This is a genomic window from Rhodanobacter glycinis, from assembly GCF_006438785.1.
GTDB classification, from domain to species: domain Bacteria; phylum Pseudomonadota; class Gammaproteobacteria; order Xanthomonadales; family Rhodanobacteraceae; genus Rhodanobacter; species Rhodanobacter glycinis_A.
In genome coordinates, this window is the sequence record NZ_RCZB01000001.1 from 1242251 (window position 1) to 1256451 (window position 14201).

Below are 14201 nucleotides of genomic sequence, written 5' to 3' on the forward strand. Positions count from 1 at the left end.
AAGGGCGGGTTACTTGCAGAGTGCAAGTCATGGTGCTACGTTGGGTAGACACTTGCAAAACGCAAGTCACTGGAGGATCCATGGAAACCACCGCCTTTCAGCCCCCGGCCAACTCACCTTCCGCGGGGCTCGGCAGCGTTCGCGCAAGCGTCATCCTCGCTTTGTCCGTATGGTTCTTGCTGGTTGTATCGCTCGGCGCAACAGGAGCTTTCGTCGGCCCGCCAGGGAAACCACCCATTGCCATGGCGATAGGTGTCACTGCTCCCTTGCTGCTCTTCTTTGTATGGATGCGCCTCTCGCGATCGTTCCGCGAATTGATTCTTTCGCTGGATCTGCGTCTCATCACGGGTATGCAGGCGTGGCGGTGGGAGGGTTTCGGTTTCCTTTCCCTGTACGCCAACCACGTGCTCCCTGCCGGGTTCGCTCTAACCGCTGGACTCGGAGACATGGCAATCGGTTTTGCTGCGCCGTGGATGATTCTTGGACTCATACGTCAACCTGGATTCGCCGCGAGCGCCGCGTTCGTCCGTTGGAATGTCCTCGGCATCCTGGATCTGGTCATAGCCGTCTGTATGGGCGCCTTGAGTGCCATGCTGGCTGGAGGAATTCCGGGGAAAATCAGCACCGCGCCCATGGCAACCCTGCCGTTGCTGCTGATTCCGGCGTTTCAAGTGCCGTTGTTTCTCATGCTGCACATAACGGCGCTGATGCAGAGCCGACGGAACAAGTAGAACAAGCGGCATTGTGGCGCTTGCTCTTTGCGCACACCGAAGGCGTTTGCTTTGGGCTTGTTGCTGTTGTTCTGTGCCGACGGCAGGTTGGCCGGGTGACCAAAGGAGCCGCGCGTAAACCTGCTGAGCTGAGTACGCAGGCCATCGCAGGGTGGGACCTTGGCGGAGGGGTCTGGCTGGTCGCTGCTATCGGACAAGCTCGATCGCGTCCTTTCGCTCATCTACCCCGACGTTTTGCCGGCGGGTTAAAGCGTGAGACCGGACATGGTTCGTCGATCTGGGCCCCATGCCCTCTCGGGTCACGCGTGCGCTGGTCTGGTCGATAGCGTTGCGTCGCTGGATCGAGGAGCCCCGGCAGCCGGATCGACCAGTAAACTCTCGACCGCCCCAATCGCTGTCCGATTCAACTTCACATATGGAGCGGTGCCGTGCCCGAATTTCATCACTGGTTTGCTTTCGCCCTGGTTGCACTCGGCCTCGTGCTGACGCCCGGCCCGAACATGCTTTACCTGGTTTCCCGCTCGATTTCCCAGGGCCGCAAGGCGGGGCTGGTTTCGCTCGTGGGCGTAGCGCTCGGCTTTATCGTCTACATGTTGTTCGCCGCCTTCGGCATTACCGCTTTGCTGATGACCGTGCCGCTGGCTTATGACGCCTTGCGCTTCGCTGGCGCGGTGTATCTGTTGTATCTCGCCTGGCAGGCGGTCAAGCCCGGTGGGCGGTCGCCGTTCCAGGTGCGCAACCTGCCGGCCGATAGCCCGAAGCAGCTCGTAGTCATGGGCTTCCTGACCAATCTTCTGAATCCGAAGGCGGCGGTGTTGTACCTGTCGTTGTTGCCGCAATTCATCAGTCCAGAGCGCGGCAATGTGCTTGGCCAGTCGCTGGTGCTCGGATTTACCCAGATCACAATCAGCCTGTCGGTCAACGCAGTGATCGCGATCATGGCCGGCACCATCGCCGGCTTCCTCGCCGGTCGCCCGGTATGGCTCGCCGTACAGCGCTGGATGATGGGTACGGTGCTGGCGGGACTTGCGGTGCGGATGGCGACCGAAGCCCGGCGCTGAAAAGATTCCGTCTGCCGTGGCGATTCCGGCCGCCCAGACAGCGGACAACACACGGACCGGCATCGGCCCGAAAGCTCAGCGCAAGAGCATCAAACGCGTGGAGTTGACGGGGAGTCTCTTGCGGAATGGCCAGATGACACGCGACCGTGCCTGGGAGGGTTTACCAGCCATCGCGCGCTGCACACTTTCCATTGTCCATTCGGGCACCCGATTGAAACTGGCGGAATCTCCTTCAAATCGCGGAATCACGTGCAGGCGGAAATGAAACAGATGCTGGTCGTTGTTCTGCCGTAAGGTTGTGCCCTCGGCTGCAAAGGCCAGCTTTGCGCCCCGAGCTATGCGTAGAACTGCAGGTGGATTCTTCATGTCCTCACACTGCCGAGCCAATCCGGAGGAACCAAGTCGTGGCAAGCGATGTGCCGGGTATGAGTAGTCTGTTCGAAATTGCTTTTGACCCCCCGCCTAAAGGGAGCCGCCGATCTGCGGAATCCGTCTGTGCGCAGTTGCGCGCCGCGATCCTTGATGGTCGGTTGGTTCCCGGATCCAAACTCCCGGGGCAGCGTCAGTCGGCTGTCTTTTTCGGTGTATCGAGAAACACGGTTGCCCGGGCTTATGCGAGGCTGGCAGTCGAGGGGTTGGTACGGTCCCGGCAAGGGTCGGGAACGTATGTGGCGTCGAAGCAGCGTCATCCGCCGCGCGGGCTCCTCTCGACGCAGCTAACGCCCGACCCGCGTCTGAATTCGCTGTGGTCGCGGCCAGAACTTGCCCGCGCACTCAACTTCTGGCACGACAGTCAGCGTACAAAGGCGCCGAGGGCTGCTGCATCCCTGGATTTTCGGCCCGCGCTGGTTGATCCGCGATTGTTCCCTTTCGAAATATTTCGTCGGGTCAGTGCCAAGCAGCTCCGGCGCATGGAATTGAAGCCTCCTGCATTCAAGAGTCCGCAAGGCAATCAGGGGCATTTCCCACTGAGGACGGCCATCGCGACGCACATCGGCATCTCGCGCGCGGTCGTGTGCGAGCCCAACGATGTGCTGGTTACCGCCGGCGCGCAGCAGGCTTTCGATATTCTCGCCCGTGTACTGGTAACTCCCGGGGTTACGACGGTCGCCATTGAAGATCCAGGCTACCCCCCGATGCGTGCTGCATTTCTCGCCGCCGGCGCCAAGGTCGTGCCCGTACCGGTCGACGCGCAGGGGCTGGTGGTCGACGCCCTGCCGATTCCCGTACACGTTGTCTGCGTATGTCCTTCACACCAATTTCCGATCGGCGTATCCATGTCCGTGCAGCGGCGGGCGGCACTGCTCAGCTTTGCTCGCAAGCATGGGGCGGTCATCGTTGAGGACGATTACGACGGAGAATTCCGCTACGACGGCACTCCCCTTCAGGCGCTACGGTCCACGGCGACCGCGGATGACGTGTTCTACGTCGGCACCTTCTCCAAGTGCATGCTCCCCGCATTGCGACTGGGATTCATAGTGGCACCCCAATGGGCCATGCCGGCGCTGATCACAGCGAAGAACTGTCTCGATTGGCATTGCCCGACGTTGACGCAAATGGCGGTTGCCCGTTTCATCGCGGATGGGCATCTGGCGCGGCACGTGCGAAAGCTTCGTGGCGTATACAGGAAGCGACGGGACCTCATAGAGGAGATACTCCGGTCGGACTTTTCGGGAGAACTGTCGCCGATGCAGTCGCATTACGGGATGCATGTGGCGGCGTTCTCGACGCTACCCAAACGCCTCGAACGTGTCACCGCCAGATTGCTGGAGTTGAACGTGCATTTGCATTCGTTCGAGCGCTATTTTTTCGGCGCACCAACATCGGAAGGCCTGGTTTTTGGCTACGGGGCCGCTGACCTCAAGGATATCGAGCAAGGCCTGAAGGCGTTACGGGACGTGCTCTAGGCGCAGACGGCGCCCGATAGGGGGAAACGCCGGCTCTGCCGCATCCAACGCAACCACGTGGGGCGTCACTATCGACGCCCGCGTCGTCGTCGCCGACTATGACCTGCCAACGCCAACTTTCCCGGCTCTAGCGGGTGAAGGTCATGACCCAGTTCGTCTCCCAGGTTTTACCTCCATCGACGGAGAACGCTTGCTCGAAGCGGGACGAATTTGGCTTGATGTCGGAGAAGCCGTTTCGCACCATGATACGTCGTCCCTTGAAGGTATCCGGGCCATAGAATTCTCCGCGCCCGTCCTTGAACTCCCCGATCATGGGGGCGCCGTCCAGCATGCCGACGCTGCTATTTGCCCAGTTCAGATTCCACTGATGGGCCTGCGGGTTGTACAGGCGAAGTCCAGCGCCTTCGATATGGCCGGCCGGCCCCTCCACCTCGAGTTCGAAGAGGCTGGCGCGACCGTTCCAAACCTTGCGAACGGCTGACATGCCGTCGTACTCGGTCCAGGTTGTTGAGCCCGTCAGCGGATGCACAAGCCGGGACACGTGGGTCTTCCACGTACCGAAATTGAAGTCGAAGTCATGCTGGCCATCCCGTTCCGCCGCCTTTATCGGCCCGACCGCCGCGAAGAGGATCGCCGTCGATAAAACCGAGATTGCCCATGTTCTTTCACGCTTGATCATAGAGGTCCACCGAAGTGTTGAATAAACCAGGTTGTATTGCCATGAATGGATCGACTGCGGATCGCATTATTTCAATTGCACCCAGTTTTATAGACGCCACTTCCCAGAAAAGCATGCGGGCCACTTTGACGGGAAAGTCAGCGCTTTGGATAACTGGCTGCACTAACGAGACCGGGCTTTCCAGCGTGGCTTATGCCCGCGTCGTCATCGAAGCCTCCCAACGTCGCGTCCAGCGAAGTGGACCACCCTAAATTTCTCCGACTGGCCCTGCTGGCGCTGCGGGTTTTCCCTAAAGTCTTGCCCTAGGGTTTGTTGCTTATGTGGAGAACGCGATGATGTGGAGACAGCTGTTACGTGGCGTCATGATGGCAGGCGTTCTTGCTTGCTCATCCTTGAACGCAGGAGCCGCGTCGCCTCGCGACGGCTCACATGACTTCGACTTTGTTCGCGGGGCTTGGCATACCCATGTCACGCAAGTGCTCGACCCGTTCGATGGCGGGACCCACACGGTGACCATGGACGGTACCAAGACAGTGCGGCCGATTTGGGGTGGCCGCGCGTGGCTTGAGGAAATCGAGGCCGACGGCCCAAGTGGACATTGGGAAGGCGCCTCGCTGTTCGTCTACAACTCAAAAGCCGGGCAATGGAGCCAGACTTACATCGACAGCGCTTCGGGAGAGATTGAGGCCCCGACCATCGGAGGCTTCAAAGACGGCCGGGGCGAGCTGTTCGGCACGACTGTTTATAAAGGTCGCACGGTACTGGTACGCGGAGTTTGGTCAGACATCAGGACCGACTCTGATCGCTATGAGATTTCTTACTCCCGCGACGGCGGCCTGACATGGGCAACCGCGTTCAAAGCCTATTTGACACGGCTCAAGTGATCGCATCCGGGCTCCCGCTCAGGCGACGCGGGAACCGCTGCTCTCTGAGGAGATTGATCGGGAGCCGTGCAGATGAACCGGTCGGTGTGGCCGCGAATCGACCTGTCAAACACGGTGACAGTGTGCGGGTCGGCGGGATTGGTCAGGATCGCACTCTCGCTTCCGAACTTGAATCCTGCTGCTTCGACTTCGCGGCATACTACCGAAGGCTCAATGCGGTGCAAGGTGTCGGTCACGCCCGCAGGCGAGTGCCTGGTGGCGATGTGGTCGAGCACGATTTGAACCCCACCCGGCTTGAGTGCCGTACACATCGCCTTTTCGCATGTCGCAAACTCCTCGAATGCGCCTGCCAAGCGGCGCGACATGTGAACCAGAAAATAGATTTCGATCCGTCAGGATCCTGTTCGACATGCGCGCTGAAGCTCAGCCCGCATGACTGGCTTCACCCTTGATCCGTGTGTCCGTCGCAATCCAGTTCACCTCCCAGGTCTTGCCCCCATCCGCGGAGAAGGCCTGTTCGAATCGGTACACGTCGGCCGTGACCTTCGAGATGACGAATCGAACCAGGATGTCGCGGCCGTCCAGTGTTTCCTTGTCGTAAAACTCGCCACGTCCGTTCTTGAACCCGCCGACCGTGGGCACGCCCAATCCACCGCCCCTGCTGCTGGCAACGTTGAGGCTCCACTGGCGCGACGCGGGGTCGTACAGGCGCAGGGACAGCAGTTCGATATGGCCTGCCCGACCATCCACTTCGAGCTCGACCAGGTTGGCGCGGCCGTTCCAGATCTTGCGGATGACGCTGGTGCCGTCGTACTCGAGCCAGACGGTGGAACCGGTCAAGGGGTGCTGGAGGCGTGAGACGTGGGTTTTCCAGTTGCCGATCTCGAAATCGAAATCGTGTTGCCCATCTCGATTCGCAGGGCTGCGACTTGTTGCCGGTGCAGCGGCTGGCTGGCTGGCGAATCCCTGCAGCGGCAGCGTACCGGCGACCAGGATCGAGGCCACCAGGCCGGCACGAATGGATCTGAATGCATTCATCGCAATTCCCTCAGTAGACGACGTTGAGCGCCACGGCCGGCGTGACCGTGGTCGCCGTGTTGTGACCCCCGGTGATCACCCGAACGCCAAAAATCGCACCGACGTTCGCGTTCCAGCTGTACTCCACCGCCGGTGCAAAACCGAACGCCTTGCTGGGGCCAGAGTCCAGGTGGATTCTCGGTGGAGGGGGCACGCTGCTCGAATCCAGCCCCTGCACGTAGCCGGTCACCGAAGTAGTACGGCTGTGGCTGTAGGTCAGGTCGAGCGCCAGCACCCAGCTGCGCGTCAGGCTGTATTCCCAGGCCAGGTCGGCAAAGAAGGAACTTCCGGGCCTGGCCGTTCCGCGAAATCCCGGACCGGTTCCGTAGACACTGACGTCGGCAACATTCGCGTGGCTGGAAAACGCCTGCGACACATCGAAGCGCACGCGCAGGATGCGGCCGTTCGCCAACCAGAAGTAGGTCTGGGTGTTGACCTGCAACGTGGTTACATGGGCGCCGCTGCCGAGCCCATCGGCCGGCCGGTCGCCGAGTCGATCGTATTTCCCGGTGGGAAAGGTTTCCTGCACCTCGAAGGAAACCGTCGGCATCAAGCTGCCTTCATGAAACTGCGTGAGCTGGTACTGCGCGAGAAAGGTGAAATCGCCCAGCCCCACGTGCGAGCTGTGCGGGCCGCCGCTCATCGTGTTGTAGCCGAACACCGGAATCACCCCGACCGTGAGTCGATTGGCGAGGCCATAGAGCACGTACGTGCGCGAACCGTAGCTATGCGAATGCGCGCTGGAGATGTCGTACAGATACGGCTCGACCAGGACATGTCCCGGCGGCAACGTTCCTGCCGAATTCGCCAGCAGGGGGCCAGTCCACCAGGCATCGTCCAGCGATTGGTTGTCCGCGGATGCCGTCGCCGACGCGCTCAACGGGGCGGCCGCGACGGCTTGGGCGAGTGCCGGAACAGGGTTCAGAAAACTTCCCGCCGTGCACATCAGCAGGGCGCAGATCACCCGTCGAAACGGGACCATCTTCGGGACTGACCGCATCACTCGTTTTTCCTGCGCATCACATGGGATGAGCGAGAAGCTAAGCTGCATAGTGGTCTACTTAAATATCCACTTTGACGAGATACGATATAGCCACTTTGCGAGGTACCAAGATGCAACGCATCTCCGCCAGTTTCCTGCCGCCAATCCCGCTCGACACCGACAGCGGGACACCAATGCATCGCCAACTGTCCGACTGGTTCCGGCACGCGATCGTCGACGGCCAGTTGCGGCCGGGCCAGCGCGTGCCATCAAGCAGAAGTCTTGCCGGCGAGCTGAAGATTTCCCGAATACCGGTTCTGGGCGCGTATGAACAGCTGTACGCCGAAGGCTATCTGGAAACTTTCGTAGGCGCCGGTACGTGCGTCGCCCGATCGATCCCCGAAGAGACAGTGCAGCCGGCGAACATGAAGTCGCGACATGCACCGCTGCAGATCCCCGAGCACAGGGTTGCGCGCAGGATCTCGCAGCGGGCGGCGTTGATGCGCGAGCCGGCACAGTCATGGTTGGACAGCCAGGGTGCCTTTCGAATCGGTCTGCCTGCACTCGAGCACTTCCCGACGGGTGCGTGGTCGAAGCTGGTCAACCGGCATGCGCGAAAGCCGTCCATCGACATGATGGTCTACGGCGATCCGATGGGACACCCGCCATTGCGCGAAGCGATCGCGGAGTACCTGAATACCGTGCGCGCCGTGCGCTGCGATGCCTCGCAGATCCTGATGACAACCGGATCGCAACAGGGCTTGCAGATTTGCGCGCATGTGCTGCTGGATCCCGGGGAACGCGCATGGGTGGAGGAGCCGGGCTACCCCGGCGCGCGTCAGGCGCTGATGACCGTGGGCGCCAAACTCATTCCGGTGCCCGTCGATCACGAAGGCCTCAACGTGGCCGAAGGCATTCGCCGTGGCCGCAGCGCACGCGCCGTCTATGTCACGCCGTCACACCAGTTTCCGTTGGGCACAGCCATGAGTGCGGCGCGACGCATGCAGCTGCTGAACTGGGCGATGCGCAGCGGGGCCTGGATCATCGAGGACGACTACGACAGCGAGTTCCGTTTCGGCGGCGGCCCGATCGCCTCGCTGCAGGGGCTGGACGCTGATGGCAGGGTCATCTATGTCGGCACCTTCAGCAAGGTCGTGTTTCCGGCGCTACGCCTCGGTTACGTGGTGGTGCCGAAGGATCTGGTACCCGCCTTCTTCGATGCACGCAACGCGGTCGACACGTTTTCTTCCACGCTGTACCAGGCCGTCATGAACGACTTCATCCGCGAGGGACATTTTGCGCGTCACATCCGCCGCATGCGGATGCTCTATCTCGAACGGCGAACGGCGCTGCTGGAAGCGATCCACAAGTGCATGGGAGACCGGCTTGAAGTCGTCGGCGCGGAGGCCGGCATGCAGCTGACGGCGTTGCTGCCGCCCGGCGTTGACGACGTGGCGGTATCGATAAAGGCGGGCCATCACGGCGTTTCAGCCAGGCCGTTGTCCCTTTGCTATGCAAACCCGCCAGGCAGGGGCGGTCTGATCCTCGGCTACAGCGGCGCCAGTGTGCGCGAGATCCAGGACGGTGTGCGCAAGCTCAGGATGTGTATCTGAGATAGCCGAATCGCAGCCTGCGCAAAGCCTGTTGCGCGGCCCGTGCAAGCAACACGTCTTACAGAAATTTCCGGTACACGATGAACCCCGACTTCCCGGCCAGCTTGTCGTAGAGCTGCATGGCTACCGTATTCGTCTCGTGGGTTTGCCAGTAGACGCGCGGAGAACCGGCCTGCCGCGCGCACTCGTATACCGCGTTGATCAGTGCGCGGCCAACTCCCATGCCTCTGGCTGCCTCGACCGTAAACAGATCCTGCATATAGCAGCTCGGCCCGAGCTGGATGGTGCTGCGGTGATAGAGGAAGTGCGCCAGCCCGAGCAGATTGCCGTCGTGCTCGGCCACGATTGCGTGCATCGGTTCGTCGACGTCGAAGAACCGGGACCAGGTCGTCTGGATGATTTCATCCGGCAGCGCGGTCGGTCCGCTGCGGCCGTAGAAGGCGTTGTAGCCGTCCCAGAGCAGCCTCCATGAAGGAAAGTCTGCCCTCTGCACCGGGCGGATCACGACGGGCTGGTTCATGCGATTGTCCTGGGATTTTCCATGGTCATTGCTCAGCGACGGTCGCGATCTCATGCCGCCGCGTCTTCCGCCGCCACGAAGCCACCGGTCTGCCGCTTCCACAAGCGCGCATACAGGCCCTCTTGCGCGATCAGTTCGGCGTGCGTGCCAGTTTCCACGATATGGCCCTTGTCCAGCACCACCAGTCGGTCCATTCGGGCGATGGTGGACAGGCGGTGCGCGATCGCGATCACGGTCTTGCCTTGCATCAGGATGTCGAGGCTGTCCTGGATCGCCGCTTCGGCTTCGGAGTCGAGTGCGGAAGTGGCTTCGTCGAGCACAAGGATCGGTGCGTCTTTCAGCAGCACGCGGGCGATCGCGATGCGTTGGCGCTGGCCTCCACTGAGCTTCACGCCGCGCTCGCCGACCAGCGCCTCGTAGCCGATGCGGCCTTCGCCGTCGACCAGTTGTGGAATGAATTCGTCGGCGCGCGCCTTGCGCACGGCCTCGAGAATCTGCGCCTCGCTGGCGTCCGGACGGCCGTATAGAAGATTGTCGCGGATTGAACGATGCAGCAGCGAGGTGTCCTGAGTCACCACGCCGATCTGCGAGCGCAGGCTCTCCTGCGTAACTTGTGCGATGTCCTGGCCGTCGATCAGGATGCGCCCGTCTTCGAGGTCGTACAGCCGCAGCAGCACGTTGACCAGGGTGGACTTGCCGGCGCCGGACGGGCCGACCACACCGATCTTCTCGCCCGCGCGCACGGCCAGGTCAAGCCCGGCGATCACCCCGCCCTGCTTGCCGTAATGGAAATGAATGTGCTCGAAGCGCACCGCGCCGTTGGTCACTTCCAGCGGCATCGCGCCTTCATGATCCTGCACCGCGCGCGGTTGCGAGATCGTGGTGATGCCGTCCTGCACGGTGCCGACGTCCTCGAAGATGCCGTTGACCACCCACATGATCCAGCCGGACATGTTGTTGATGCGGATCACCAGTCCGGTCGACAGCGCAATCGCGCCGACCGTCACCCGGCCCTCGCTCCACAGCCACAGTGCCAGCGCCGAGGTGCCGACGATCAGGAAGCCGTTGAGCGTGGTGATGCTGGCGTCCATCGCGGTGGTGACGCGAGTCATCCAGCGCAGCTTGTCGGTCTGCTCGGCCATTGCGTCGGCCACGTAGGCTTCTTCGCGATGGGTATGCGCAAACAGTTTCAGGGTCAGCACATTGCTGTAGCCGTCAACGATGCGGCCCATCAGCTTCGAGCGCGCCTCCGAAGCCTTCCACGAACGCTGCTTGATGCGCGGAATGAAGAACGCCAACAGGCCGACATACGCGAACACCCACACGACCAGCGGCGCCGCCAGCCAGAAATCCGCCTTGGCAAACAGCACGATCGCGCTGCCGGTGTAGATGGTGACGTACCAGATCGCATCGACAATCTGTACCGCCGAGGCGCGCAGCGAACCGCCAGTCTGCATGATGCGGTTGGCGATGCGCCCGGCGTAGTCGTTCTGGAAGAAGCCCAGACTCTGACGGATCACGTAGCGATGGTTCTGCCAGCGGATGCGGTTGGTCAGGCTGGGCACGATCGCCTGGTTCACCAGCAGATCGTGCAGGCTGCCCAGCACCGGTCGTGCGATCAACGCCACGAAACCCATCCACAGCAGGGTGCGCCCGTGCTCGTGGAAGAACGCCGCACCTGGCGCGCCCTTGGCCATGTCGACGATGCTGCCGATGAAGCCGAACAGCGACACCTCGACGATCGCCACCGCAAAACCCACCACGATCGCCGCGGCAAACACCGGCCACACCTGGCGCAGGTAGAACGCGTAGAAGCGCCACACCGACTGCGGCGGCATGCTGTCGACCGGTTCCTTGAACGCGTCGATGAGGGATTCGAACCAGCGGAAGATCATCAGGTGTTCCGGGCTTGCGTGTGTCGTCATTGTGCTTGAAGCCCGACCGGAGCGCTGTGACAATTTTGGGAATTCTTCTCCGTAGCGCACGCCTGCATGCGCGCCTCGCCGCTGCCGAAGCGTTACGGCTGGGGACTGTATTTCAACGCCGAGGGCAAGGTGGCGCTGTGCACGGTCGAGTCGCCCGCGTACAAGCGCTTCGCCGGCAATCCCTCGCTGATGCAACGATTCGCCATGCGCAGCAAGCGCGCCTGTACCTGCCAGGCAATGTACGGGAAGTGCGGGGCCAAAATCTGAACGCCAGCCGCGGAGACTGCCTTCCATTCACCCGACACGATTGACCGCCCGCAGCCACGCTCCGATCATGCCCGGATGCCTACGACCCTGCTCCGCTACCTTCTGCTTCTGCTGCTGACCTTCGGCAGTCCCACGCTGTTCGCCCAGAACAGCGACCCGCAACCAGCGGCCACTGCGCCTGCGGCAACCCCGGCACAAACGCTGGATCAACTGGGCGGTCAACTCGATACGGTCAAGGCGGCGCTGAAGGACAAGAGTACCGACGTGCCGCTGGGCGACCTGCGCAACACCGCATTGAGCGTGCAGGACCAGGCCCGCCAACTGGCCACCAGCCTGGCGCCGCAGATGGCGGCCTTGCAGGCGCAGCTCGCCGTGCTGGGGCCGCCACCCGCCAAGGGCGCCGCGGCCGAAGCGCCGGAAGTCGCCGCCCAACGCCGGCAGCTGGAAAAAACGCAGGCCAACCTTGACGCACAGATCAAGCAGGCGCAGCTGCTGAGTCAGAACGCGTTGCAGCTGGCCGCGCAGCTCACCGGCATGCGCAACGACCAGTTCCAGGCACGGCTTGCGTCACGCACGGCAACGCCCTTCAGCGCGGCGTTCTGGGTGGATACGGCGCGCAGCGCCCCCGACGACATGGTGCGGTTGCGGCGACTTGGCGCGCGTGGTGTCGAAGCATGGCGCGAGGCATGGCAGCCACCGAATCGCCGGCCGTTGCTGTTGTGTCTGATCGCCGCCGCGTTGCTGCTGGGCGGCGGTCGCTGGTTGCTGGAGCGGCTGTTGCTGCTGCTGGCCACACGTCACGTGCCGGACGGCCATCTGCGCCGCAGCGCAATGGCCACGGCAGTGGCGTTGACTGCCATCCTGACCACCGGGCTGGCCGCCCAGCTGGTGTATCTGGGCCTGAACTGGAATGACATCCTCGACCCCGATCTCGATGCGCTGGCCGCATCGGCGGTGCGACTGGTGTGGTTTGCGGCGTACGTGACCGGGCTGGGGCGCGCGCTGCTGTCGGTGCGACGACCATCGTGGCGCTTGCCGGCATTGTCGGATCTGGTGGCGCAACGACTGCGCCCGTTTCCCTGGTTGCTGGGTGCTGCAGCACTGCTGTTCGGGCTGTTCGAGCGCACCAGTCGCACGATCGGCACCAGCCTTCCGGCCACGGTCGCAACGCGCGCGCTGATGGCGCTGGTCGTCAGCGGGCTGATTTGCATGGCTCTGCTGCGCATGCGGCGAGCTCGCAGGGAGCTGGTCGTGAGCGGCGTCGAGGTGGAGCAGCGGCCGATATGGATCGGCCTGCTGACCGCAGCGGCGATGCTGGGCGTGGTGGTCAGCTGGCTGGGCGTGATCACCGGCTTCATCGCGCTGGCGTTCTTTGTCGCCGTGCAGATGCTGTGGGTCGGCGTGATCGTGGCCACCGTGTATCTGTTGATCCATCTGCTGACCGATCTGATCGACACCTTGCTGTCGCCGCGCGGGCGCGGCGGCCAGCGGCTGCAGACCACGTTCGAACTGGCACCGCATACGCTGGAGCAGGCCGCCACCCTGCTTTCGGGGGCGAGCCGGGTGATGTTGATCCTGCTGGCGCTGGCGACCGTGCTGACACCGTTCGGCGCCGGTCCGAAGGATCTGCTGACCAGCGCCGGGCAGACATTCAGCAGCCTCAAGCTCGGCGACCTGGCCATCGAGCCGGGCACCATCTTCACCGCCCTGCTGGTGCTAGTTGCCGGCATGTTCGTGCTGCGCATGCTCAAGCGCTGGCTGCGCGAGCAACTGCTGCCGAAGTCCACGATGGAACCGGGCATGCAGGATTCCATCGTCACCCTGCTCGGCTACCTCGGCGGCATGCTGGTGTTCGTGCTGACGCTGGCCGCACTGCACGTGGATCTGAAGAGCATCACCTGGATCGTCAGCGCCCTGTCGCTGGGGATCGGTTTCGGCCTGCAGGCGATCGTGCAGAACTTCATCTCCGGCCTGATCTTGCTGGTCGAGCGGCCGGTGAAGGTGGGCGATTGGGTCAGCCTCAACGGTGTCGAGGGCGACATCCGCCGCATCAACGTGCGCGCCACTGAAATCCAGATGGGCGACCGCTCCACCATGATCGTGCCGAACTCCCAGCTGATCACCGAGAAAGTGCGCAACGTGACCCTGGCCAATGCGCAGGGCCGTGTGCAGATCAAGTTGCCGATGCCACTGGACACCGATGCGGGCAAGGCGCGCGAATTGATACTGCAGGTGCTGCGTACCCACCCCGGCACGCTCGCCATGCCGGCGCCGACCGTGCAGCTGGAAAACCTCGACGGCGGCTCGATGCTGTTCAGCTGCACCGCCTACGTCAACAGCCCGCGTGAAGTCAGCAGCGTGAAGAGCGACCTGCTGTTCGAGATGCTCGAGCGGCTGCGCGTGGCCAAGCTGCCGATGACCAGTCCGCAAAGCATGGTTCTGCGCAGACTGCCGCCGCTGGGCGACAACCACGACGATCACGATTGACGCGCACCCCGTGCCAGCGGCACTTGCCATCCTGTGAGGCGCTGCCCCTACACTCCGGCGCATCGTCA

The 14201-nt window shown here is 62.6% G+C and carries 12 protein-coding genes and 2 pseudogenes; 8 read left to right on the plus strand and 6 right to left on the minus strand.

Features of this window, described 5'->3' with window-relative positions:
- The first annotated feature begins 80 nt into the window (after positions 1 to 80).
- Complete coding sequence (locus tag EAH75_RS05980) at positions 81 to 731, plus strand: hypothetical protein (protein WP_206666200.1); 651 nt, start codon at positions 81 to 83, stop codon at positions 729 to 731.
- Between the two features lie 428 nt (positions 732 to 1159).
- Entirely contained in the window at positions 1160 to 1792 is a 633-nt protein-coding gene (locus EAH75_RS05985; RefSeq protein ID WP_140804746.1) for a LysE family translocator, read from the plus strand.
- Positions 1793 to 1867: 75 nt separating this feature from the next.
- Here EAH75_RS05985 and EAH75_RS05990 read toward each other — a convergent pair whose 3' ends face one another.
- Positions 1868 to 2158, minus strand: a complete 291-nt coding sequence (locus EAH75_RS05990; protein WP_140804748.1) for a hypothetical protein — start codon at positions 2156 to 2158, stop codon at positions 1868 to 1870.
- Positions 2159 to 2217: 59 nt separating this feature from the next.
- Between EAH75_RS05990 and EAH75_RS20150 the strand changes: the two are divergent.
- Both EAH75_RS20150 and EAH75_RS05995 read left to right on the plus strand, forming a co-directional pair.
- Positions 2218 to 2451: pseudogene (locus EAH75_RS20150) on the plus strand (GntR family transcriptional regulator); the annotation flags it as partial.
- Positions 2452 to 2460: 9 nt separating this feature from the next.
- Positions 2461 to 3699: a PLP-dependent aminotransferase family protein gene (locus EAH75_RS05995; protein WP_241668897.1), complete on the plus strand. Its 1239-nt coding sequence runs from the start codon at positions 2461 to 2463 to the stop codon at positions 3697 to 3699.
- Positions 3700 to 3826: 127 nt separating this feature from the next.
- Here EAH75_RS05995 and EAH75_RS06000 read toward each other — a convergent pair whose 3' ends face one another.
- Entirely contained in the window at positions 3827 to 4378 is a 552-nt protein-coding gene (locus EAH75_RS06000) for a hypothetical protein (RefSeq protein WP_140804752.1), read from the minus strand.
- A gap of 332 nt (positions 4379 to 4710) precedes the next feature.
- On the opposite strand from EAH75_RS06000, the gene EAH75_RS06005 reads away from it, so the two are divergent.
- Positions 4711 to 5262, plus strand: a complete 552-nt coding sequence (locus tag EAH75_RS06005) for a DUF1579 family protein (RefSeq protein ID WP_140804754.1) — start codon at positions 4711 to 4713, stop codon at positions 5260 to 5262.
- Positions 5263 to 5685: 423 nt separating this feature from the next.
- Here the strand turns inward: EAH75_RS06005 and EAH75_RS06015 are convergent, their stop codons facing one another.
- The gene (locus EAH75_RS06015) at positions 5686 to 6267 is read right to left on the minus strand and encodes a hypothetical protein (protein WP_206666201.1); all 582 of its coding nucleotides are present in this window, start codon (positions 6265 to 6267) and stop codon (positions 5686 to 5688) included.
- A gap of 43 nt (positions 6268 to 6310) precedes the next feature.
- Positions 6311 to 7339 carry a transporter gene (locus tag EAH75_RS06020; protein WP_241668898.1) on the minus strand — a complete coding sequence of 343 codons (1029 nt, stop codon included), beginning with the start codon at positions 7337 to 7339 and terminating at the stop codon, positions 6311 to 6313.
- Between the two features lie 113 nt (positions 7340 to 7452).
- Here EAH75_RS06020 and EAH75_RS06025 point away from each other — a divergent pair, with 113 nt between their 5' ends.
- Positions 7453 to 8934: a PLP-dependent aminotransferase family protein gene (locus EAH75_RS06025; protein ID WP_140804758.1), complete on the plus strand. Its 1482-nt coding sequence runs from the start codon at positions 7453 to 7455 to the stop codon at positions 8932 to 8934.
- A 58-nt stretch (positions 8935 to 8992) separates the two neighbouring features.
- Here EAH75_RS06025 and EAH75_RS06030 read toward each other — a convergent pair whose 3' ends face one another.
- Both EAH75_RS06030 and EAH75_RS06035 read right to left on the minus strand, forming a co-directional pair.
- The gene (locus EAH75_RS06030; protein ID WP_140804760.1) at positions 8993 to 9454 is read right to left on the minus strand and encodes a GNAT family N-acetyltransferase; all 462 of its coding nucleotides are present in this window, start codon (positions 9452 to 9454) and stop codon (positions 8993 to 8995) included.
- A gap of 50 nt (positions 9455 to 9504) precedes the next feature.
- Complete coding sequence (locus tag EAH75_RS06035) at positions 9505 to 11346, minus strand: ABC transporter ATP-binding protein (RefSeq protein ID WP_170212224.1); 1842 nt, start codon at positions 11344 to 11346, stop codon at positions 9505 to 9507.
- A gap of 84 nt (positions 11347 to 11430) precedes the next feature.
- Here EAH75_RS06035 and EAH75_RS06040 point away from each other — a divergent pair.
- Both EAH75_RS06040 and EAH75_RS06045 read left to right on the plus strand, forming a co-directional pair.
- A pseudogene (locus EAH75_RS06040) lies at positions 11431 to 11646 on the plus strand (DUF6157 family protein); the annotation flags it as partial.
- 75 nt (positions 11647 to 11721) lie between these two features.
- Positions 11722 to 14133 (plus strand): DUF3772 domain-containing protein, encoded by a 2412-nt coding sequence (locus tag EAH75_RS06045; RefSeq protein ID WP_140650731.1) that lies wholly within the window; start codon positions 11722 to 11724, stop codon positions 14131 to 14133.
- The last annotated feature ends 68 nt before the right edge of the window (positions 14134 to 14201 follow it).

Coding starts and splice junctions, on each gene's coding strand:
- EAH75_RS05980 (WP_206666200.1), top strand. CDS start 81: ATGGAAACCACCGCCTTTCAGCCCCCGGCCAACTCACCTTCCGCGGGG.
- EAH75_RS05990 (WP_140804748.1), bottom strand. CDS start 2,158: ATGAAGAATCCACCTGCAGTTCTACGCATAGCTCGGGGCGCAAAGCTG.
- EAH75_RS06000 (WP_140804752.1), bottom strand. CDS start 4,378: ATGATCAAGCGTGAAAGAACATGGGCAATCTCGGTTTTATCGACGGCG.
- EAH75_RS06005 (WP_140804754.1), top strand. CDS start 4,711: ATGATGTGGAGACAGCTGTTACGTGGCGTCATGATGGCAGGCGTTCTT.
- EAH75_RS06020 (WP_241668898.1), bottom strand. CDS start 7,339: ATGCGGTCAGTCCCGAAGATGGTCCCGTTTCGACGGGTGATCTGCGCC.
- EAH75_RS06025 (WP_140804758.1), top strand. CDS start 7,453: ATGCAACGCATCTCCGCCAGTTTCCTGCCGCCAATCCCGCTCGACACC.
- EAH75_RS06030 (WP_140804760.1), bottom strand. CDS start 9,454: ATGAACCAGCCCGTCGTGATCCGCCCGGTGCAGAGGGCAGACTTTCCT.
- EAH75_RS06045 (WP_140650731.1), top strand. CDS start 11,722: ATGCCTACGACCCTGCTCCGCTACCTTCTGCTTCTGCTGCTGACCTTC.